This is a genomic window from Paraperibacillus esterisolvens (assembly GCF_046237625.1).
Taxonomy (GTDB): domain Bacteria; phylum Bacillota; class Bacilli; order Bacillales; family DSM-1321; genus Paraperibacillus; species Paraperibacillus esterisolvens.
Genome location: NZ_CP143545.1, coordinates 2,773,149 through 2,793,514 on the forward strand (window position 1 = coordinate 2,773,149; position 20,366 = coordinate 2,793,514).

Genomic DNA, 20,366 nt, shown 5'->3' on the forward strand with positions numbered 1-20,366 from the left:
TAGTTGAAATAATTGCAATATGCTAAATTCCTCCCTTAGTCGAGGTTCTTTCTATCAAAAAACCCGCCAGAAGGCGGGTTTTCCGGTTTCTTATGCATAAGAGTGCAGGCCTGCGATGATAAGGTTAACGGCAATCAGGTTAAACATGATGATGACAAAACCGATAACGGCAAGCCAGGCTGACCTCTCTCCATGCCACCCTTTCGATAGTCTGAGGTGAAGGAAAGCTGCATAAAACAGGAAAGTGACGAGGGCCCATACCTCTTTTGGATCCCAGCCCCAGAACCTGGTCCAGGCCATCTGCGCCCAGATCATGGCAAAAATTAAGGCTCCGAGGGTAAAGATCGGAAATCCGATCAAAACGGAACGATATCCTATTTCATCCACTAGATCAAGGTCTATCCTTCGTACAAGCGGCTGCAGGAGAGCTGCAATCCTGCGCCGGAAGATCAGCCTCAGCAAAGCATACAATACAATCCCGCCCATGATGGACCATATAAAAGTATTCAGTTTCACTGCATTGATCAGGGAAGGAACTTCGACCAGCGGTTCCATTGCCCCTCCTGTTTTTGCCTCGTGCTTGTGTGGGCCGACCAGCGGCGGCATTTTATAAACGGCTTCAGCCTCTTTTCCGCGCTTATCAACCCAGCTGAATTCAGCCTTATAATCGGCCGCGGAAAAGGATGTTGATAATATAACGAACCCCAGAGTCGCAATCAATGAAAACAGCGTCATTTCAAGCCAGAACGTCCTCTTGCTGCTCTTGGACTGGTCCACAAACTTTATAAGATATATGAGTCCTGCAGCAAAACTGATCGCAAGGACTGCTTCCCCAGCTGCTGCGGTGGTCACATGGATATGGAGCCAGTCGCTCTGCAGGGCCGGGATGAGCGGCGTAATTTCTTTCGGAAACATACTCGCATAGGCAATGACAAGGAGTGCAACCGGCAAGGTGAAGACACCGAGCACTGAAGTCCTGTACATGAAGTAGATGATGATAAACGCACCGACGAGCATCATCCCAAAGAAAGTCGTGAATTCAAATAGATTACTTACCGGTGCATGCTTTGCAGCAATCCATCTTGTGATAAAATAGCCAATCTGTGCGGCAAATCCCGCTATTGTAATTAAAATGCCGAGCTGAGCCCACCTGCTAGTTTTCTTTGCTGTCTTATCCTTATTGATTTTTATAGATCCGGCAAAGAAGAACGTCGCGATTAAATATAAAACAAATGCAATATACAGTAGATTACTGCTTGTCTGAGCCACCTTGCTGCATCCCCCTTACTGACTTTTCGTCAAGCTGGTCCTCAGGTTCATTCAGCTCAGTGTCCTTTAAGATTGAGCTTATTTCCCTCTTCAAACCATACCAGTTTTTATTTGTATGGGCGGCTACCCATACTTCGCCGCCATGCTTTTGCAGCCATATTCTCCTGTGATTCCAATAGGCTCCCTGGATTACTCCGATCATGAAAATCGCTCCTCCGACTGCCAGGAACCATAGTGTCATGTCTTTCCTGATAGTCAGACCGGATACATTCTGGGTCTCGACGCCATTGAAGGCCATTTTGTATTTATTATTGCCTTCCGGTTCTATCGTCTGCTGAATGGCTACAAAGCTGGCTTCTCCCTTTGGCTTATCGGGTGTAACCATATTGAAGACGAACGCAGGATTGTTTGGGATCTTTGATTTTGTGACAGGCTCCCCATTATCGTCAAAATCGTAATCAGGAAAATAATTCAGAAGTTCGACATTGTAACCATTTCCAAGTTCATACTTCTTTTTGGGATCATATAAGTCTATCGTTATATCCCCGAAGCTTTCCTCTGTTTTTTGGTCGATCAGCCTGAATTTCATTTTATATAATTCATCAAGCTTATACTCAGATTGATAGAAAGCAAAATGATTATATTTCATAGGCTTATTAACTTGGATACTATGAGACTCAACCTTTTTAAGCTCTGGCTGTTCACCTGGCAGGCTGTTTCCCTGCTTTTCATACAGAACAGCGTCTGTCTGGAAATTCTTGATGACTGCCGGATTTTTGCTGAGGGCTTCATTATAGACCTGGTCCTCATTTTCCTTGTCATAGACCTGGCGTGTGAATTTTTCATTTTTTATATAATATTGGCCGCCTGTGCCGGGAACTTCCTTTACTTCCCCTTCTCTCACCCAGACCACCTTGTCCACATACATGCCCGGGACAAAACGGAGCAGGGCTCCAAACAGGAAGATAATCAGACCAATATGGTTTATATACGGCCCCCACCTGGAAAAACGGTTCTTCTCAGCCAGGATATTTCCGTTTTCTTCTTTTATCGTATACCTCTTGGCTGACAGCGCTTTTTTGGCAGATTCAAAGTCAATCTCATGAATCTCCGTGGTGCCAAACAGCCTCTGCCTTCTCAAGAACCCCTCTCTTGGTGAGATCCTTTGATTTTTCAGTGCTTTATAAAGCGGAATCACCCGGTCAAGACTGCATATGACAAGCGAAATCCCGATGGAGGCTATTAAAATCATATACCACCATGAGCTGTAAAGATTGTGGAAGCCCAGCTGGTAATACAGTTTCCCCAGCGTCCCGTATTCTTCTTCATAATATTGAACAGCGGGTATTGTTGGAGGTATGTACATTTCCTGGGGGAAAATGGTGCCAAGGGCGGATGCTGTGAGAGTAAGTACTATCAGCCAGACACCGACCTTGACAGAAGAAAAAAAACTCCATATTTTATCTATAAAGTTTCTATTGTAGTACTGTGACCGTCTAGGACTGGCTTCATAACGCATATCAAGAAGCTTGGAACTGCCAGCCTCCTCGCCGACCACCCTTCCGCATGCCTCGCACAGGGTTGTACCGACAGGATTGATATGACCGCATGCACATTTAACTTCTTTCATCTGTAAAACTCCCTAACTTAAGGTTTAATTCTATTCATGAAGTGCTCGATTTCAGCCTCAGTCAGGCTCCCAGTCATCTGGTCGATAACCTTGCCCTCCTTATCGATCAGGAAGGTTACAGGCAGCGGGTCCACCCGGTAAGCATTTTGCACTTCACTTTTTTTATCGATCATGATTGGAAAATCAAGACCATACTTATCTGCAAAATGCTCCACGGCGTAGCTGGACTCCCCTACATTCACAGCCAGTATCTGGACACCCTTGTCCTTGAACTTTGCATACTGGCTGTCCATATAGGGCATTTCCTTCTCACACGGCTTGCACCAGGTTCCCCAAAAATTAAGGACAACTCCCTGCCCTTTATAATCCGATAGTTTATGCTTATTTCCGTTCATATCTTCCAGGACGAAGTTTGGTGCTTCTGAATTCAATTTCACTTTATCAATATCCGCTCTAGTCAGGTTGGCATACAATGCGTAAACCAAAGCCGCCGCAAGAATGAAAAGGATAACCGCTCTCATGGCCAGCCGCTGTTTCTTTGCCATACCTTCCCCCCCTAAATAAAAAGTAGACTCACAGGAAATTATACCATTTCAGCCAAATGGAAACGTTTTTTTAATTTGAATTGTTTGTGACAACCTTTTACTTTTTGCCAGGACTCTGTGCAAGCGTTCTGAGCTGCTTTACTTCATGAGGCGTCAGTTCGCGGGAATCTCCAGGCGAAAGTCCCGTTAAATCAAGGCTTGCATATCTTTCTCTCTTCAGCTTAATAACTGGGTGGCCAACCGCTTCGAACATCCTGCGCACCTGGCGGTTTTTCCCCTCATGAATGACAATTTCGAGGATGGACGTTCCTTTTTTCTTGTCAGCGGACAAAACCTTGATCCTGGCTGGTGCAGTCATGCCATCCTCAAGCTTAATGCCCCTTTCCAGCTTTTTAATATTTTCACGGAAAATGATTCCTTTTATCTTGGCAACATACACTTTTTCAACTTCATTCCTTGGGTGCATGAGCAGATTGGCAAATTCCCCGTCATTCGTAAGCAGGAGCAGCCCTGACGTATCGTAATCAAGCCTTCCGATCGGATAAATCCTCTCGGTTACCTCTGGAAAGAAGTCGATGACTGTCTTTCTGCCTTTATCATCAGTGACAGCTGAAATGACTCCCCGTTCTTTGTAATGCAGGTAATAGACTGGTACTTCTTTTTGCAGGGGGACTTCATTTACCTCTACCTTATCATTTGGGCCGACCTTTGTTCCCAGCTCCCTTACAATCTTGCCGTTCACTTTGACCTTGCCTTCTGTAATTAATTGTTCAGCGTGCCTTCTTGAGGCAACACCCGAATGGGCTATCACTTTCTGTAACCGTTCCATTTATAAATCATCCTTTACATCATACTTCGACAAATGCTTTAAACACGTGATACACAATTATGACATATTTGCAGAAAAAAACAAAGAGAGCCCGGGAAACACCAGGCTCCCGGACTCTTACAGAATATCCTTATTTTCCAAAAAAGTAAATGACCGTAAGTATGGCGGCAGTAATTCCTGCGAGATCGGCGAGAAGCCCTACTTTAAGGGCATCTCCCATTTTCCTTATGCCGACAGCCCCAAAATAGACAGTCAGGACATAGAAGGTCGTATCCGTACTTCCCTGGATGACCGATGCAAGCCTTCCAATAAAAGAATCAGGCCCATGAGCCGAAATAAGGTCGCTTGTCATTCCAAGAGCAGCATTTCCAGATATTGGCCTGATAATGGCAAGCGGGACGATTTCGGAGGGTACACCTATCAGATTGAACATAGGCCTGACCAGGCCGACCAGGGCATCCATGGCTCCGGATGCACGAAAGATAGAAATGGCAGCGAGCATGCCCACAAGAAAGGGAATAATCGAAAACGCCATGCCTATGCCTTCCTTCCCCCCCTCTACAAAGCTTTCGTAGGACGGAGTTTTCTTCAGCATGGCATACAGCAGGATCGAGCCGATTAAAACGGGGATGATCCAGAGAGAGATTACATTCAGATATTGCATGTTACTCCCGCCCCTTCTTTTTTCTCCTGTTATAAAAATACCTGTCGATGGCTATGCCGGCGAATGCCGAAAAAATGGTGGCCACCAGTGTAGGAAAGACAATATCCGTTGGGGAGGCTGCCTTATAATTCATCCTTATCGCAATCACGGTAGTCGGTATCAGCGTAATGCTCGAAGTATTGATGGCTAAAAAGGTAATCATCGACCGGCTGGCCGATGATTTCCCGCCATTCAGCTTCTTCAGCTGCTCCATGGCTTTTATGCCAAGCGGGGTAGCGGCATTCCCGAGGCCAAAAAGATTGGCCATCATATTGGATATGATATATCCCATTGCCGGATGATCGGCCGGGACTTCCGGAAACAGCCGGCGGACCAGCGGCTTAAACAGCATGGAGATCCTCTCCAGGAGGCCGGAATCTTCAGCCACCTTCATGATTCCAAGCCAGAAAACCAAAATGCTCACCAGCCCTATGCATAGAGTGACTGCCTCGCCAGCACTCTTGAAAACAGCTTCATTCACCTGTTCCATTGTGCCGTTAAACATGGCAAATATGATTCCAGCCAAAGTCATTCCTGCCCAAATATAATTAACCATGGCGGATGCCGATCGCTGTCAGGAACATTTTTTTAAAACTTTGAATCCAGGACGGCTTAGCAGGCTCTTTATACTTTCCATAAAAAATGTTCCGGTGGCCGATTTCCTTTCCATCCAGATAAAAAACCTTTTTCCCGACAATCTGGGGAACTTCCCCGCCGTTCTTCCAATCCTGTTTCGGCTTCAGCAATTTCAGGCTGGATGTGATCCCCGCTGCTTCATCCTCTGTGAGCGGATATGAAAAGCTGTTGCGGGCGTAAATCTTGTCCTTATAGACCTTGTTCGCAATCCGTTTTATTTTCCCGGCTTCCATCAGGTCTGTTACCTCATAATTATTAAATCCATATTCAAACATCCCTTTATGGTCGTCCCAATCATTTCCGTCATTCAATGTCACAGCGATTAATTTCATTCCGTCTTTTTCAGCCGTGGTGACCAGGGTGCGCCGCGCTAGTTTTGTATAGCCTGTCTTGCCGCCGGTGCAGTATTTATACAGCTGGGTAAGCAGCCTGTTCTTATTTCTCCAGGTGTAATCCCAGTTCTCGTAAGGATTGGGAGCTTTATGTACTTTTGTACCGGCAATTTCCCTGTAATCCTTAAGAGTCATCGCATACCGCGTCAATACGGCCATATCAAAGGCAGAAGAATAGTGATCCTTTGTATTATCCAGACCGTGCGGATTTGTAAAATGGGAGTCTTTCATGCCTAATTGTTCAGCTTTTTGGTTCATCAGCATGGCAAAACCCTCCAAACTCCCGCCGACATATTCAGCAATGGCTGCTGCAGCATCATTCCCGGATCTCAGCATCAGTCCGTAAACCAGGTCTTCAAGCTTCATCTTCTGCCCGGGCTTTAAATAGAGAGAGGAGCCTTCTGTACCTGCCGCTGTACTGGTCACAGTCACTTTTTTGTGCATTTTTCCTGACTCAATGGCAATGACAGCTGTCATGATTTTCGTAATGCTGGCTATCCTCCGGCGTTCATGAGGATCCTTCGCATATAGGATCCTTCCGCTTGCCTGTTCCATCAAAACCGCGCTCTGTGCACTGGTGGATATCCCTGCAGCCCCTGCCTTCAGCTGGAACAGGGGTGCTGCCAATACAAAGATAAGCAGAATAAGGACAGATTTATGTAAAAGTTTCATCCTAACGACCCTTTCCCTTTTATGTTTTGTACAAGTTTATGCAGCAGGACAAGGGTTATGACAATTGCAGGGCCATTGAACGCAGACAGATTTTTATAAAATCTGAGACCCATAAAACAAATATGAGGTTTCTACCCGCAGCCTATGGAAAGGAACCTGGACAAGAGCAGGAACAAACACAATAAGGCGGTGGAGCGGAGCAAGGCGCAGGCAGGAATGCCAGCTGGATAAAAGATGCAAACCTGGCACCTGAAAGCATTATATTACATTCAGCTCCGCCCCTTTTTCCACAGAAAAAACCCTCAGGTGTCACTATACCTTCGGGTTTTCGAAAGGATTGTCATTTAATAGGGCTTCCACTGCAGCTGCTTCGCAGCAGCAAAGCGGTTTTCGGCATTCGGCCAATATACCACGCTCCACCAGTTATCTACATAAGAAGCCCGATTGTTCTTATATTGCAGATAATAGGCATGCTCCCATACATCCAGGACCAAAATAGGGATGGTATCCCATTGTGTGAGATTCATATGGAATTCCGACTGCAGGATTTCAAGCCTCCTTGGCCGTGCTGCCCAGACAAGAAGTGCCCAGCCTACACCTTCCACGGCTTTTGCCGCTTCACTGAAATGCTTCTGAAATGTTTCAAAGCTTCCAAAGTCCTTCTCAATCTGCCGGAGCAGGCTGCCTTTTGGCCTGCCGCCTCCCCTGGGATTCATAACCTCCCAAAAGATAGTATGAAGATAATGCCCGGATCCGTGGAAAGCTGCTTCTTTTTCCCAATGCTTAATCAAGGAAAAGTCACCGGTGCCACGGGCTTTTTCCATCATGGCCTCGGCCTTGTTCAGACCGTCTACATATGCCTTATGATGCTTATCGTGATGGAGCCTCATAATTTCCTCTGCAATCGCCGGCTCTAACGAATTATATGGATATGTAAGAGGCGGCAGCGTATGCCGGCCTGCTCCTACCGCAGCTTCCCTATGGCCTTGCTGTGCCTGGATGTCATGGGCAGCCTTCAGCCTCGATGCCAGCAAATCCACATTTTTCTGGAGTGCCAGTACAGAAGCTTCATCCGGCCTGGCATGCTCAAGCTCTGCTGCCATGGTCGTTACATTGCATGCGAGACTGTACATGGATGGATTAGACTGCACCAGTCTCCCGGATTCACTTTCCAGCACAGCATGAATCCAATCTGAAACTTCTCTTGCATATTGACTTAAATCAGCCACTTTTATCACACCCCCATAGTAATCTATGAAAGACCATCCGGCGGTTATGCCAGAGCAGCTGCACAGAATTGGCATAAAAATAGCTCCCCCCTCTAATCGGGCGGAGCATTCAGACTTAATTGGACTGCATGAGTTTAGTGCGGTAATCCGTTTCATAAAACTCCAGCTCTTCACGTACAGACTGGAAGCCTGCTTCCATTGCCCCAAACAGCTCTTTAACCTGTACGGGTGCTTCCTGGCGGAGTTTTATTGAGTTTCGGCCAGTGTAGGCAGACCTGCTGTCCTCGTACCAGACATCCGTCTTTGGAGAAAAGAATTCATCTATCACCTGGTGGTATACCCTGTATAAAATGCGTTCGGCAGCGGCCTTGTGAAAAACTTCATTAGAAAGTATGACTTTACAGGCTTCGAGGTTCTCTTCACTATAAACCAGCAGCTTCCTGAGGTTGGAGAGAAGCGTTTTATAAAAGGCCTCTTCTCCTGCCTTTTCTGTCTGCAGGGTCTCAAGTGTGGCAGCATTCAGGAAATCCTCAAGCTGCGTTACCGAAGTTTGAAGGAATGTTCTAACATCTTCAAGCTGTGTCTGGATAATTGTATTGGCCATTGTATACCTCCTGAAAATAGTTAACGGCTCCCCAACTTGAATTCAGCAGGAGAAACAAGAACTTCCCCTTTATTTTCAAGCTCTTCGAAGACTTTCTTTAACCGGTCCATATCAAGTCCTTTAAATAGCGAAGTAAACTCTTTTGCCTCGCTGATGTAGACTCTCTTTCGGACACAGTATTCCGGGTGCTTGATTAAAGCAGCGAGCGCAGCGGCATCCTTAGGGTAGATATCCCTGCTTCCAGCCGAAAAAAGGGGAGTCCCGGAATATGGGACAGCTTCATCGGACAGGAGTCCTTCAAAGTATCGGACATAGACGATGTGCAAGCTCTTTTGCAGGCCTTCCACCCGATAGCAGGCAACTGATTTGTTAAAGAAATCTTCAGATGTAGTCGGCATAGCCTTTTCTAATTCATACCCTTTACAGCTCAGGATAAGCATTACCTTTTCTCCTTCCGATTCTTCAATCGCTATGTAGGACGGCTCCCATCAAGTGAGCCAGGCACACCTTAATTTTAACACAATTCAGAAAGTTGTGTCATTACCCCTTTTCACTGACATTGCTGAAAAATAGATCCGCCTCTTCACCTTCAAAGCCTTCTTCGCTTTGTTCAAGCTCTGGCAGCTCCTCGATGGTATTCAATCCGAAATAGTCCAGGAACTCCTTCGATGTTCCGTACAGGTAGGCACGACCGGCACCTTCAGCCCTCCCGACATCCTTAATGAGGCCTTTTGAAACAAGAGTCTGCAGCGGCCTTTCCGTTTTCACGCCGCGGATGTCCTCAATTTCAGCCCTTGTGATTGGCTGCTTATACGCAATGATCGCCAGAGTTTCCAGAGCTGCCTGGGACAAACCTTGTGCCCCTGGAGTTTCCACCAATTTTTTTAGATAATCTGAGCAGGACTTTTTGGTGGCAAGCTGGTAGACCCCTGCCAGCTGTATGAGGTGGAGGCCTCTCCCTTCAGATTCATAATCGTGATGGAGCTCTTCAATCAGCTGGGCTGCCTCGGTATCGGAAATTTCCATTACCTTGGAAATCTGCAAGAGGGAAAGCCCCTCGTCCCCTGCTGCAAACAGCATAGCCTCGAGGGCTCCTTTCATTTTAAGTTCCAATGTACTCTGCACCTGCCTTAGCTGCTACAAATATGTCCGAGAAGTTATTTTCCTGCTCGACGTGAATGCTTTTCTGTTTCATCAATTCAAGTATGGATAAAAAGGTGACCACGATATGCGCCTTTTCAGCAACCGGGAATAATTCCTGAAATTTAACTCTGCCGCTGATTTTTTTTAAGTGTTTCATAATATCATTCATTCGGCTTTCCATAGAAATTTCCTGCTTTTCTATCTTTGCGTAAACCGGCTTCTGCAGTTTTTTCCGCCTGAGCAGCTTTTGAAGTGCACCCAGCATATCATAAAGGGTCACATCGAGGTCCTGTTTATCCTGCTCAGCACCGGCTGCATATTCAGATAAATCACTTGGCGGCTTCGTGAAGACCATCCCCCTGTCCTGCTCCAGCTGCTTAAACTCAGCGGCAGCCTGTTTATATGTCCTGTATTCAATTAATTTTTCGACCAGCTCATCACGCGGATCGTTTTCCATGTCAAAGTTTTCATCTTCTTCATAGGAAGGTTCCTCATATTTAGGAAGGAGCATTTTGCTCTTAATGGCCAGAAGCGTTGCTGCCATTACAAGATATTCACTCGCCAGATCAAGCTCAAGCTCCTTCATTGTATGGATGAAGCTGAGATACTGCTCGGTGATGGCAGCCACTGGAATATCATAAATATCGATCTCAAGCCGGTTAATCAAATGGAGCAGCAGATCGAGCGGCCCTTCAAATGCATCTGTTTTAACGTTATAAATCATTTATTTCACCAGATTTTCTTTATATTGCCTTCATCTTTACAGACTATCCATAGTATAGAGGATAACACCCCATTGTCCAAGACTAATCTTTAATTCCAGGGCATCAGAGGGGTTTGCAATGCCGGCTTCGTGGAACTCTATGCTAAAATGAGGAACAGGAAGGAGGGTGTCAGATGGAATATCCTGAACCATTTTTAGATTATTTGATTGAATTCCATTGCACACGGGATTATTTCGAGTGTCATGAAATTCTGGAAGAATATTGGAAAGAGGCCCCTGCCGGTGAGCGCAGTCCTGTCTGGCAGGGATTTATCCAGCTCGCTGTCGGGCTCTATCATTTCCGTCGGGATAACAGGAATGGAGCAGCCAGGTCGCTCAGGCAGGCCAGCCGGATTTTGGGATCTGAGAGGGATGAGGTTTTAGCCCTTGGAGTTGATTTTGAGCGATTGAAGGCAGTGCTCTATGAGATAGAGGAGCATCTGCTTGGTGGAAAAGAATATAAAAGTATCGAAATTCCCCTCATTAATAACCTGCTTTCCCGTTGCAGGGAAAGAGCGGCTTCAGCAGGGCTGGTCTGGAACATTCCTAGTGACGGGAATAATACGGATCTAATACACAGGCATAAAACAAGGGACAGATCTGCTGTGATTGCAGAACGCCAAAGACAGCTCGAGCTTAGACGCCGTAATATAGGCCATTCCGGAGCACACTGAAGGGAGGCTGACATGGATTAGCCAGCCTCCCTTCAGAGAGGTTTATATGTTATTTACATTCGCACTTTTCCAGAAATGAAGCTGTTATCTCATTCGATCTCAATCTTTGATCCGGGAATTGATGTTTGATGGCCTGTACCATCTTTGTTCCCAATCCCTGATGGCGGTAGGAAGGGTTCACGGAGATATGCAGAATTTCAAATTCTCCCTCATTTTCCAGGGAAACCCCGATCAGCCCGAGAATATCCTCTTCTTTCCATAAGAAGAGCTGATGATTTTCATCCGTTTCGTACTTCTTCATTGTAGCCTGAAGCTTTTTGATGTCCTTTTCATTTGGCATGAATGAAAGCAGGCCCATGGCAATTTTTTCAAAGTTTTTCTTATACTTAATAAGCATGTAATAATCCCTCGTTAATGGTAAGACTGTATTTTTGTATATTATCTACTTTCTTCCCAGCTCGTAATAATCATACAAAAATAAAATTTCTTATTCAACTTTTTTTCGAATATGAGGCCATTTGGCATGCTTACCGGGATTTGGAATGTAACTTTTTTGTTGATTTTTTCAGGAATTGGTAGTCTACTAGAAGAGTGATTTTTTAACATGTGCATCTTTTCCTGATTGCTGTCGTCTAATTGTACGAGGAGGTCAATAATGAAAACTAAATATATTAAATGGGCGGCGGTGCTGCTCTTTCTGCTGGCACTGTCACCGGTGACAGCACTGGCAGACGCTGCGCCCGGCGAGAAGATCATTACCCTCGGTGAAGACCTTACAGAAGAGCAAAAGAACATGCTCCTGGCTGAGCTGGATGCGCCGAAGGACACAGACATCATTACCGTATCGAACCAGGAGGAACACAAATATCTTGGAAATTACATTTCTTCAAGGTTAATCGGCACAAAGGCCCTGTCTTCCTCATCCATAACGCTTGGAAAAAAAGGGGACGGACTCAACGTTGAAACGAAGAATATTACCTGGGTCACGAAGGATATGTATCTAAACGCTCTTATCACAGCCGGCGTCAAGGATGCCAATATCAAGGTAACTGCCCCCTTTGAAGTATCCGGCACCGCAGCCCTGACCGGGCTGATCAAGGCTTATGAAATCAGTGCCGATAAAACGATACCTGAGGATGTAAAGCAGGCAGCCAACGAAGAAATGGTCAAAACGGCAAAGCTTGGAGATCAGGTCGGAAAAGAAAAAGCAGCCGACTTGATGACTAAAATCAAAGAAGAAATGGCAAAAAATCCGCCCCAGTCAGAAGCTGACATCAGAGCCGCCATTGAAAAGGCAGCTGCGGATCTCGGCATTAACCTGTCTGAACAGCAGCTTCAAAGCCTGATTGATCTGTTCAAAAAACTGGTCGACCTGAATATCGACTGGAACAAGGTCGGCAATGAACTGGATAAGGCCAAGGATGCCGTGTCCAACTATTTAAAATCAGAGGAAGGCCAGTCCTTTCTGGACAAACTCAAAGCATTTTTTATCAGTTTGATAGATGCCATAAAATCACTATTTGCTTGATTAGAAGCAGCGGGATGCCGCTGCTTTTTCCATTGCCGGGATTTTAAAACAGCCCGGCCAAATCCCGGCCGGGCCTGTTTTTATTTGACAGCCTTCTGCTGTAAGGGCCTGTCATGTTTGATCAAATCCTCCAGGCTTTCTCTTTCTATGACGAGCTGATCCCTGCCGTCCTCCACAAATACCACAGCCGGCCTTGGAATGCGGTTATAGTTGTTTGCCATGGAATAGCCATATGCCCCTGTACAGAACACAGCCAGGATTTCCCCGCGCTCAGCCCTCGGCAGCGGAAGGTCCCAGATGAGCATATCACCGCTCTCACAGCATTTACCTGCAATCGATACTACTTCTTCAGTCTTATCAAGCGGCCTGTTGGCAATAACCGCTTCGTACTTTGCATCATACAGAGCAGGCCTGATGTTATCGCTCATCCCTCCATCAATTGCAAGATATTTGCGGATATTCGGCACTTCCTTGGTGGAGCCAAGCTCATAAAGTGTGGTGCCTGCATCCCCAACAAGCGAACGTCCGGGCTCAATCCAGATCTCAGGCATATCAAGGCTGGAATCCGCGATCTGCTCTTTGACTTCCGCCACAATCTTTTCAACATAGACGGAGGCAGGAAGTGGTTCATCCTCACCCGTATAGCGGATGCCGAAGCCTCCGCCAAGGTTCAGGACCTTAGGCTGATAATCCAGCTCTTGATGCCATTTCTTCATCTGCTCAATGATCTTCCGTGCAGCAAGGATAAAACCGGTTGTTTCAAAGATTTGCGAACCGATGTGACAATGGATGCCCAGTACATCGTACGATGCGGATTGGATGCTGAAGGCAAGGGCTTCCTCAGCCTGTCCATTCATCAAGTCAAAGCCAAACTTTGAATCCTCCTGCCCCGTAAGGATATAATCGTGCGTATGGGCTTCTATTCCCGGAGTAACCCGCAATAAAATTTTTGCTTTTTTATCTAGCTCTCTGCAAATCTCGTCCAGTATATATAACTCTGAGAAATTATCAACGACAATACAGCCGATGTCCTCACGGAGTGCCATCTTTATCTCGTCGACGCTCTTATTATTTCCATGGAAATGAATCCGTTCCCGGGGGAAACCAGCAGCGATTGCTGTGTATAGTTCTCCCGCTGATACTACGTCAAGGGACAGTCCTTCTTCTTCAATAAGCTGAATCATGGCTATAGAAGAAAAGGCTTTGCTGGCATATGCAACCTGGGAGGAAACTCCCATCTTTTCAAAGGTTTCTTTGAAGCCCCTAGCTCTTTCCCTGATCAGCGCTACGTCATATACATAAAGGGGGGAACCGTATTTCGACACTAATTCCAATGTATCTGCCCCGCCAATTTCTAATGATTGATGTTCATTTACTCTGCTGGTACCATAAAAATGCATCTTCTCATCCTTTCCAGTCACCACGAGGCAGCTTATCTTCCATATTAAAAAGGGCTGGAGGCCCGTAATCCAAATGAAAGGGAGCACCCCTTTTTTCTTTATCATATCCTTGTACCAGATATAAGGTTCCGCACACGATAAATGGACTTTTTTCTGCTTTAGCCCAGTAAAAGACTAAACCTAAATTACCATACTATGCGGTTTCCTTCAAGACGAAAAATTCTGAAGAGTCACGAGTCGCTGGGACCGCTCATGTCCTCAATGATAGAATGATCATACAGCGACAAGTTAAAACCGCTTCTCTCAAGAATCAGCTCGACCGCCTTCCTGGTAATGGGTGATCCTTTTTCACTAGAATCCCTTCCATCCATTTTCCCTATATCACCAATGCCAATGACAACCGGAATATTGAGAGAATCTAAGCAATAGACCGTATCACCATGCAGTCTGCCGATTTCTGTATCCGGGATGCCATTCTTATCCACTCCATAAGGAGTCAGGGCCCCTTCCCTGTCTATGGAGAAAGAAATCCTTGTCCACTCATTCTGCCTCGTATTAGATGCGACGGCTATCGCTCCAAGCACTTCAACTTCATGATGCTTCGCAATATATTTCAATGCGGCTTCACCAAGGCCTTCACCCACCAGGCCGCTGTCATCCACCATGATAAGCACGGGATCGTATGGGGCCATCTTAATCAACTGGAGCAAATCAGGACCCGTGAGCATGGTTGGATTCCCGTATGAGAGTGATATGCATCTGCCGCCAATATCCCGGGCAACCCTTTCGACGGCCCGCTTAGCATATTCGTCTCCATCCGTTATGATGATAATCCTGCGTTTTTCTCCCATAGGGTGATATCCCTCCGCTTTTTATAAATCCACATAAAAGATCCACTGAAAAAGCGAACCCAGAACTTTCCCAAGTACAATCGCCATCATCAGGTATACAATCTTCTCCTGCACGCCGATCCGCTTTGAAAGAATAGGAAGTACATTCAGTACTTCAGTCAAGGCTGCAGCCAGCATACCATTGAATATTCCGCTTGCAAGTCCAATTGGCATCAAAATAAAAGGCGCTGCATGCAATATGGGTTCCCGCAGGCTGAGCCATCCGCCTGCCACGGCACCCAATATGACTGCCCATTCGTACTGTCTTATTTTATGCTTGGTTTTTGTCAGCTGGGTAAGGCGCGGAACTATCCCCAGAACTGTCAAAAAAGCTACAAACCCTGAACCGACTGCCAGCCCCCCTGCAAGCCCGACCAGGAGTACGGCCACTAATTCGATCATCATTTAAGGTGTTTTATATTCTCTCTGTTTTCATGCATAATTACATAACGATCTAAATCCTGCTGGTAATTAAATATCTCTACCTCAAGGGGGCTCGGCTCTTCATTGAATTTTTTCTTAAAAAAATGATTGAAAAATATAATCATTCCTGCTCCAAGGCCAATTGAATAGGGGATCTGCATGATTAACGGCTTCCGTATGCTTTTTCCGCTTATCAGCCGGTATAATTTCTGGTGGACAGCCTGCATGCTGACATCTTCATGGAAGTTCATGATAGCCATGGCTGCACCAACGAATAGAATGATCCATACTATGACAAACAGACCAGCCGAATGGCTTTTTTCTTTGGAAATCACTTCAATGATGGTCTGCGAAGGGCCAATCGTCTGAATCTCAATTCCAGGATTTTCGGCAAGCAGCCTTTCGATCAGCTGCGCAGAATCTATGATGATCAGATTATGCTCTGCCTTAGTAATGGTATGGACCACCGTTTCCCCAAGCTTCTGGATCCATACTTGGGACCCTATCAAAATACAGATGTCTTTCGCTTTTATTTCATTTAAGCCTTTTACTTCTACCCGATGGCGCATCCGGACATAGATGATGTTTTCCATTTCTGCCACATCCTAAAATTTTGAATACGTATCATATAGTATGGATGCCTTTGGGAAGAACATACTATGGAGCTGAGAAGACCATAAATTGGAATAGAAAAATCCGCATGGAGATGATTATTCATCCATGCGGACCTTCATTTCTTTTAAGATTTTCTTCTCAAGCCTGGAGACCTGCACCTGCGAAATGCCCAGCCTCAGGGCGACCTCTGACTGTGTCTGATCCTTGTAATATCTAAGGTACACAATCAGCCTTTCCCGCTCATCAAGCTCAAGTATCGCTTCCTTCAGGGCAAGCTTATCAAACCATTTGTTTTCATTTGAATCAGCAATTTGATCTAACAGGGTGATGGGATCTCCGTCATTTTCGAAGACGGTTTCGTGAATGGACGAGGGTGACCTGCTTGCTTCCTGGGCCATGATCACTTCCTCCGGGGTGAGCCCGAGATGCTCAGCCAGTTCATTGACAGAAGGCACCCTTCCGATTGTCTTTGAAATCTCATCTTTTGCCCGGCGTATTTTATTGGCCATTTCTTTTAGTGACCTGCTGACTTTAACCGTGCCGTCATCCCTGATAAACCTTTGGATCTCCCCGATGATCATGGGGACTGCATACGTCGAAAACTTCACTTCATAGGTTAAATCAAACTTATCCACCGATTTAAGGAGGCCGATACAGCCGATCTGATACAGGTCATCCGGTTCATAGCCCCTATTCAGAAATCTCTGAACGACGGACCATACCAGCCTTAAATTACTCTGGACAATCAACTCTCTTGCTCCCTGGTCCCCATCCTGGCTGCGCTTGATCAAGTCCCGTACATCCTCGTCCTTTAAATGCACCCTGCCTTTATCTTTTTTGACCTCCACATCCATAGCAAGTCTCCTTAATTGCAAAAAGCATTACTTTTCAATAATTGCTTTTTCAATCTGATTATGGTTCCCTCGCCCCTATGAGAAATGACTTTTATTTCATCCATAAAGTTTTCCATGATGGTAAAGCCCATGCCCGAGCGTTCGAGATCCGGCTTTGTTGTGAACAGGGGCTGCCTTGCCTCCTCCACATCATCAATCCCGAGCCCTTCGTCCCTTATGGTCAGCTCCACACTGTCTTCATCTATCGTTACTGAAATGTACACCAACCCCGACGGATCATTTTCATATCCGTGAATGATGGAATTGGTCACAGCCTCTGATACAACTGTCTTAATTTCAGTCAGCTCATCAAGTGTGGGATCGAGCTGGGCGATGAATGAAGCCACCGCTACACGTGCAAAGGATTCATTCTGGCTAAGCGCAGAAAATTGCAGGCTCATTTCATTTTTCATCTAAGCAACCCCCAGTCTTTGTAAAGCATTTTCTTCTGATAGCTCCAGTTTTATAATCTTAAACAACCCGGACATTTCAAAAAGCCGCTTTACAGGCGGGGAAATGGCACAGACGATCATTTCACCTTGTTTTTGCTTGATTTGCTTATACCGCCCCATGACCACACCAAGGCCCGAACTATCCATGAAAGATAATTCTTCGAGGTTCATAATAATGTGCTTTATATTCTTTTCCACTATCACGGCAGATGCCTTTTCCCTAAGCTCTTCAGCCGAGTGATGATCCAGCTCGCCGCTAAGTCTGATGCACAGGATTTCATCTTTTATTTCCAGGTTCATAAAAAGACTCACTATATTACAGCCTCCTTCTCTGTCTTATAGTGAGTCAATTCTAGGTTTCACTCCTGTATTCCTTCAAGGGCGACAAAACTAGTGTTCATTCATCTGAATTAGCCTTGAAACTCTATTTTTAGACAGGGAGCTCTATTCAGTACGCGTAAACATACCGAATGACCGCTTAAAGCTCTTCCACCAGCCTGCCTTGTCAATTGTCGAAGCAGCGACCACAGAAGATCTGGAGACGGTCCTTCCGTCCTTCTGGATAAGCAGGGTGCCGATCCGGTCCCCTTTTTTAACCGGAGCTTTGAGATTTTCATCCATGACGATTTTCTTGGTTATCCCTTTTTTTGATTCGCCTTTTTTGGCTAAGACAGAGATAGGCTCACCTGTAACACCGGCGACAGTATTCCTGCTCCCTTTGCTGACTGGTGCTTCTGTAAGCTTATCGCCGCGCTTGTAGAGAGGATGGGTCTGGTAATGGGCAAAAGCGTAATCAAGCATATTGGTGATCTGTGCATTTCGTTCTTTTGGTGTAGGAGCGCCAAAGATCACGGCAATAACACGCATATTGTTTTTCTTGGCCGTGGCTGTCAGGCAGTATTTGGCTTCATGCGTGAAACCGGTTTTTAAACCGTCTACCCCCGGGTAGAACTTAACCAGGCGGTTTGTATTAACAAGCCAGAATTTTTTATCAGTATCTTCACGCAGGTAATCCTCGTATGTGCCTGTAAATCTAGTTATTTTGGAATCATATTTAAGAAGCTCTTTTGCCATCATGGCCATATCATAGGCGGTGCTGTAGTGCCCTTGTTCAGGCAGTCCCGTTGTATTCTGAAATTGAGTATGCTTAAGCCCTAATTCCTTTGCCTTCGCATTCATCATCTTGACAAACGCTTCCTCTGAGCCGGCCACTCTCTCTGCCATGGCGACCGCTGCATCATTTCCAGAGCCGATGGCAATGCCCTTCAGCATCTGTTCTGCCGTCATTTCTTCTCCTGGTTCCAGGAATATCTGGGACCCACCCATAGAAGCGGCATAATCACTTGTCCTGACCTTCTCTTTCAGTCCCAGTTTTCCTTTATCTATGGATTCCATAATCAGCAGCATGGTCATGATTTTTGTCATGCTTGCAGGTGGCAGTTTTACATGTGCGTCCTTGTTATATAGAATCCTGCCGGTATCACGCTCAATCAAAATAGCAGACTTCGCATTCTTCGCAAGCTCCTCTGTGGAACCTTCCGCTAATGCCTGCGGCAGGCCGAACCCTAGTGATACAAAGAATAATATTGTCACTGTCAACAGCCGTCTCATTGAGAAACCCTCCTAGATCTTCTTCCAAAGTTTACTAACAGCCATCATTTTGTCCATTTCCCGCCGTTTTATACAGAATGCCCGGGAAATAAAAAAGCCGCTCTTCGTTTGAAGAGCGGGCTTTTCTGGCACTTACGCCAGTGTTGACAGGTTATTGGGTAATTTCTTCGTAAATCAAGGTTGGCTTAGGTACTGGATCCGCTGAAAGCTTGATGTTTTCAATCAAAATTTCTTTTACTTTCTCAACATCTTCTGTATTGCTGAAAATGGTAACAAGTGAATCTCCCTTTTTCACCTGGTCACCAATTTTTTTATTAAGCATAAGGCCCACTGCCAGGTCGATCTCTGATTCCTTAGTCGCTCTCCCGGCACCAAGCAGCATGGCTGCCGTACCGATTTCATCAGCGGTCATCTCGGAAACATATCCATCTTCCTCTGCAGCCACTTCAATTTTGAAGTCCGCCTGCGGAAGTTTGTCCGGATTATCTACAACAGAAGCGTCTCCTCCCTGTGAAGCAAGGAATGTCTTGAAGGTTTCAAGTGCAGAACCATCCTTCATGGCTGCGCTCAATTGATTCCGTGCATCTTCAAGGGTATCTGCCTTACCGGCAAGAAGCACCATGTGGCTTCCCAGCGCAAGGCATAGTTCTGTTAAATCTTCAGGACCTTCACCTTTCAAGGTATCAATCGCTTCTTTCACTTCAAGCGCATTACCGATGGCAAAGCCAAGCGGCTGGCTCATATCTGATATGACCGCCATTGTTTTGCGGCCGACGTTATTGCCGATTCCGACCATGGCGCCGGCAAGTGCCCTGGAATCTTCAATTGTTTTCATGAAGGCTCCGGCACCCGTCTTAACATCAAGTACGATGGCGTCCGCTCCGGCCGCAATCTTCTTGCTCATGATGGAGCTGGCAATCAACGGGATGCTGTCAACTGTGGCGGTTACATCGCGGAGTGCATATAACTTTTTGTCAGCAGGAGTAAGATTGCCGCTCTGCCCGATAACTGCGATTGAATTTTTATTGACAAGTTCAATGAATTCCTTATTTTCAATTTCTACGTGGAAACCGGCTACAGCTTCAAGCTTGTCGATCGTTCCGCCAGTATGTCCGAGGCCTCGTCCGGACATTTTGGCCACTGGCACGCCCAGTGCGGCTACAAGAGGGCCAAGCACCAGGGTGGTTGTATCTCCTACACCCCCTGTGCTGTGCTTATCCACCTTGACTCCCTTAATTTCCGCCAGGTCTATTTGATCGCCTGATTCAACCATGGCCATCGTGAGGTCGGCACGCTCCTGCCCGGTCATGTCCTTGAAATAAATCGCCATGGCTAAAGCACTCATTTGATAATCCGGAATTGATCCATCCGTGTATCCCTTTATGATGAACTTTATTTCCTCATTTGAAAGCTCTTCACCGTTTCTCTTTTTCTCAATTAAGTCTACCATTCTCATGATTATCAC

Annotated in this window: 24 protein-coding genes; 2 read left to right on the forward strand and 22 right to left on the reverse strand. The window is 46.0% G+C overall.

Annotated features, from left to right (window positions below):
• Window positions 1-90 precede the first annotated feature (90 nt).
• The 12 genes from ccsB to V1501_RS14040 all read right to left on the reverse strand — a co-directional run bounded on the left by ccsB (window position 91) and on the right by V1501_RS14040 (window position 10,376).
• Window positions 91-1,269 carry a c-type cytochrome biogenesis protein CcsB gene (ccsB, locus tag V1501_RS13985; protein ID WP_409289040.1) on the reverse strand — a complete coding sequence of 393 codons (1,179 nt, stop codon included), beginning with the start codon at window positions 1,267-1,269 and terminating at the stop codon, window positions 91-93.
• A complete protein-coding gene (locus V1501_RS13990) occupies window positions 1,250-2,899 on the reverse strand; it encodes a cytochrome c biogenesis protein ResB (RefSeq protein WP_409289042.1) in 1,650 nt (549 codons plus the stop codon). The genes ccsB and V1501_RS13990 overlap by 20 nt, the downstream gene beginning before the upstream one ends.
• A gap of 17 nt (window positions 2,900-2,916) precedes the next feature.
• Complete coding sequence (gene resA, locus V1501_RS13995; protein ID WP_409289044.1) at window positions 2,917-3,444, reverse strand: thiol-disulfide oxidoreductase ResA; 528 nt, start codon at window positions 3,442-3,444, stop codon at window positions 2,917-2,919.
• Window positions 3,445-3,541: 97 nt separating this feature from the next.
• Complete coding sequence (locus V1501_RS14000; protein ID WP_409289046.1) at window positions 3,542-4,273, reverse strand: pseudouridine synthase; 732 nt, start codon at window positions 4,271-4,273, stop codon at window positions 3,542-3,544.
• 130 nt (window positions 4,274-4,403) lie between these two features.
• Complete coding sequence (locus V1501_RS14005) at window positions 4,404-4,937, reverse strand: spore maturation protein (protein WP_409289048.1); 534 nt, start codon at window positions 4,935-4,937, stop codon at window positions 4,404-4,406.
• Between the two features lies 1 nt (window position 4,938).
• Window positions 4,939-5,532: a nucleoside recognition domain-containing protein gene (locus V1501_RS14010; RefSeq protein ID WP_409289050.1), complete on the reverse strand. Its 594-nt coding sequence runs from the start codon at window positions 5,530-5,532 to the stop codon at window positions 4,939-4,941.
• Window positions 5,525-6,676 (reverse strand): serine hydrolase, encoded by a 1,152-nt coding sequence (locus V1501_RS14015; protein WP_409289051.1) that lies wholly within the window; start codon window positions 6,674-6,676, stop codon window positions 5,525-5,527. Before V1501_RS14015 ends, V1501_RS14010 begins: the two co-directional genes overlap by 8 nt.
• A 344-nt stretch (window positions 6,677-7,020) precedes the next feature.
• Window positions 7,021-7,905 (reverse strand): superoxide dismutase, encoded by an 885-nt coding sequence (locus tag V1501_RS14020; protein ID WP_409289053.1) that lies wholly within the window; start codon window positions 7,903-7,905, stop codon window positions 7,021-7,023.
• Between the two features lie 115 nt (window positions 7,906-8,020).
• A complete protein-coding gene (locus tag V1501_RS14025; protein ID WP_409289054.1) occupies window positions 8,021-8,509 on the reverse strand; it encodes a DUF3907 family protein in 489 nt (162 codons plus the stop codon).
• 20 nt (window positions 8,510-8,529) lie between these two features.
• Window positions 8,530-8,949 carry a hypothetical protein gene (locus tag V1501_RS14030; protein WP_409289056.1) on the reverse strand — a complete coding sequence of 140 codons (420 nt, stop codon included), beginning with the start codon at window positions 8,947-8,949 and terminating at the stop codon, window positions 8,530-8,532.
• Window positions 8,950-9,049: 100 nt separating this feature from the next.
• Window positions 9,050-9,610, reverse strand: a complete 561-nt coding sequence (gene scpB, locus V1501_RS14035) for an SMC-Scp complex subunit ScpB (RefSeq protein WP_409293370.1) — start codon at window positions 9,608-9,610, stop codon at window positions 9,050-9,052.
• Between the two features lies 1 nt (window position 9,611).
• Window positions 9,612-10,376: a segregation/condensation protein A gene (locus tag V1501_RS14040; protein ID WP_409289058.1), complete on the reverse strand. Its 765-nt coding sequence runs from the start codon at window positions 10,374-10,376 to the stop codon at window positions 9,612-9,614.
• Between the two features lie 173 nt (window positions 10,377-10,549).
• Between V1501_RS14040 and V1501_RS14045 the strand changes: the two genes are divergently transcribed.
• Window positions 10,550-11,089, forward strand: coding sequence for a DUF309 domain-containing protein (locus tag V1501_RS14045; RefSeq protein ID WP_409289059.1), 540 nt, complete (start codon window positions 10,550-10,552; stop codon window positions 11,087-11,089).
• Between the two features lie 49 nt (window positions 11,090-11,138).
• On the opposite strand, the gene V1501_RS14050 is transcribed toward V1501_RS14045, so the two are convergent.
• Window positions 11,139-11,486, reverse strand: coding sequence for a GNAT family N-acetyltransferase (locus tag V1501_RS14050; protein WP_409289060.1), 348 nt, complete (start codon window positions 11,484-11,486; stop codon window positions 11,139-11,141).
• 258 nt (window positions 11,487-11,744) lie between these two features.
• Between V1501_RS14050 and V1501_RS14055 the strand changes: the two genes are divergently transcribed.
• Window positions 11,745-12,617 (forward strand): DUF1002 domain-containing protein, encoded by an 873-nt coding sequence (locus V1501_RS14055; protein ID WP_409289062.1) that lies wholly within the window; start codon window positions 11,745-11,747, stop codon window positions 12,615-12,617.
• A gap of 80 nt (window positions 12,618-12,697) precedes the next feature.
• Here V1501_RS14055 and lysA read toward each other — a convergent pair whose 3' ends face one another.
• From lysA to V1501_RS14100, 9 genes are all read right to left on the reverse strand, one after another.
• Window positions 12,698-14,017, reverse strand: coding sequence for a diaminopimelate decarboxylase (gene lysA / locus V1501_RS14060; protein ID WP_409289064.1), 1,320 nt, complete (start codon window positions 14,015-14,017; stop codon window positions 12,698-12,700).
• Between the two features lie 230 nt (window positions 14,018-14,247).
• A complete protein-coding gene (locus V1501_RS14065) occupies window positions 14,248-14,868 on the reverse strand; it encodes a stage V sporulation protein AE (protein WP_409289065.1) in 621 nt (206 codons plus the stop codon).
• A 21-nt stretch (window positions 14,869-14,889) separates the two neighbouring features.
• Window positions 14,890-15,312, reverse strand: coding sequence for a stage V sporulation protein AB (locus V1501_RS14070; RefSeq protein WP_409289066.1), 423 nt, complete (start codon window positions 15,310-15,312; stop codon window positions 14,890-14,892).
• Entirely contained in the window at window positions 15,309-15,923 is a 615-nt protein-coding gene (locus V1501_RS14075) for a stage V sporulation protein AA (protein ID WP_409289067.1), read from the reverse strand. Before V1501_RS14075 ends, V1501_RS14070 begins: the two co-directional genes overlap by 4 nt.
• 117 nt (window positions 15,924-16,040) lie before the next feature.
• Window positions 16,041-16,799: an RNA polymerase sporulation sigma factor SigF gene (gene sigF / locus V1501_RS14080; protein WP_409289069.1), complete on the reverse strand. Its 759-nt coding sequence runs from the start codon at window positions 16,797-16,799 to the stop codon at window positions 16,041-16,043.
• A gap of 11 nt (window positions 16,800-16,810) precedes the next feature.
• Window positions 16,811-17,251: an anti-sigma F factor gene (gene spoIIAB, locus V1501_RS14085; protein WP_409289071.1), complete on the reverse strand. Its 441-nt coding sequence runs from the start codon at window positions 17,249-17,251 to the stop codon at window positions 16,811-16,813.
• Window positions 17,252-17,602 carry an anti-sigma F factor antagonist gene (gene spoIIAA, locus V1501_RS14090; RefSeq protein ID WP_409289073.1) on the reverse strand — a complete coding sequence of 117 codons (351 nt, stop codon included), beginning with the start codon at window positions 17,600-17,602 and terminating at the stop codon, window positions 17,252-17,254.
• A gap of 132 nt (window positions 17,603-17,734) precedes the next feature.
• Window positions 17,735-18,901, reverse strand: a complete 1,167-nt coding sequence (locus V1501_RS14095) for a D-alanyl-D-alanine carboxypeptidase family protein (protein ID WP_409289074.1) — start codon at window positions 18,899-18,901, stop codon at window positions 17,735-17,737.
• A 151-nt stretch (window positions 18,902-19,052) separates the two neighbouring features.
• Window positions 19,053-20,357 carry a pyrimidine-nucleoside phosphorylase gene (locus V1501_RS14100; protein ID WP_409289075.1) on the reverse strand — a complete coding sequence of 435 codons (1,305 nt, stop codon included), beginning with the start codon at window positions 20,355-20,357 and terminating at the stop codon, window positions 19,053-19,055.
• Window positions 20,358-20,366: the final 9 nt, after the last annotated feature.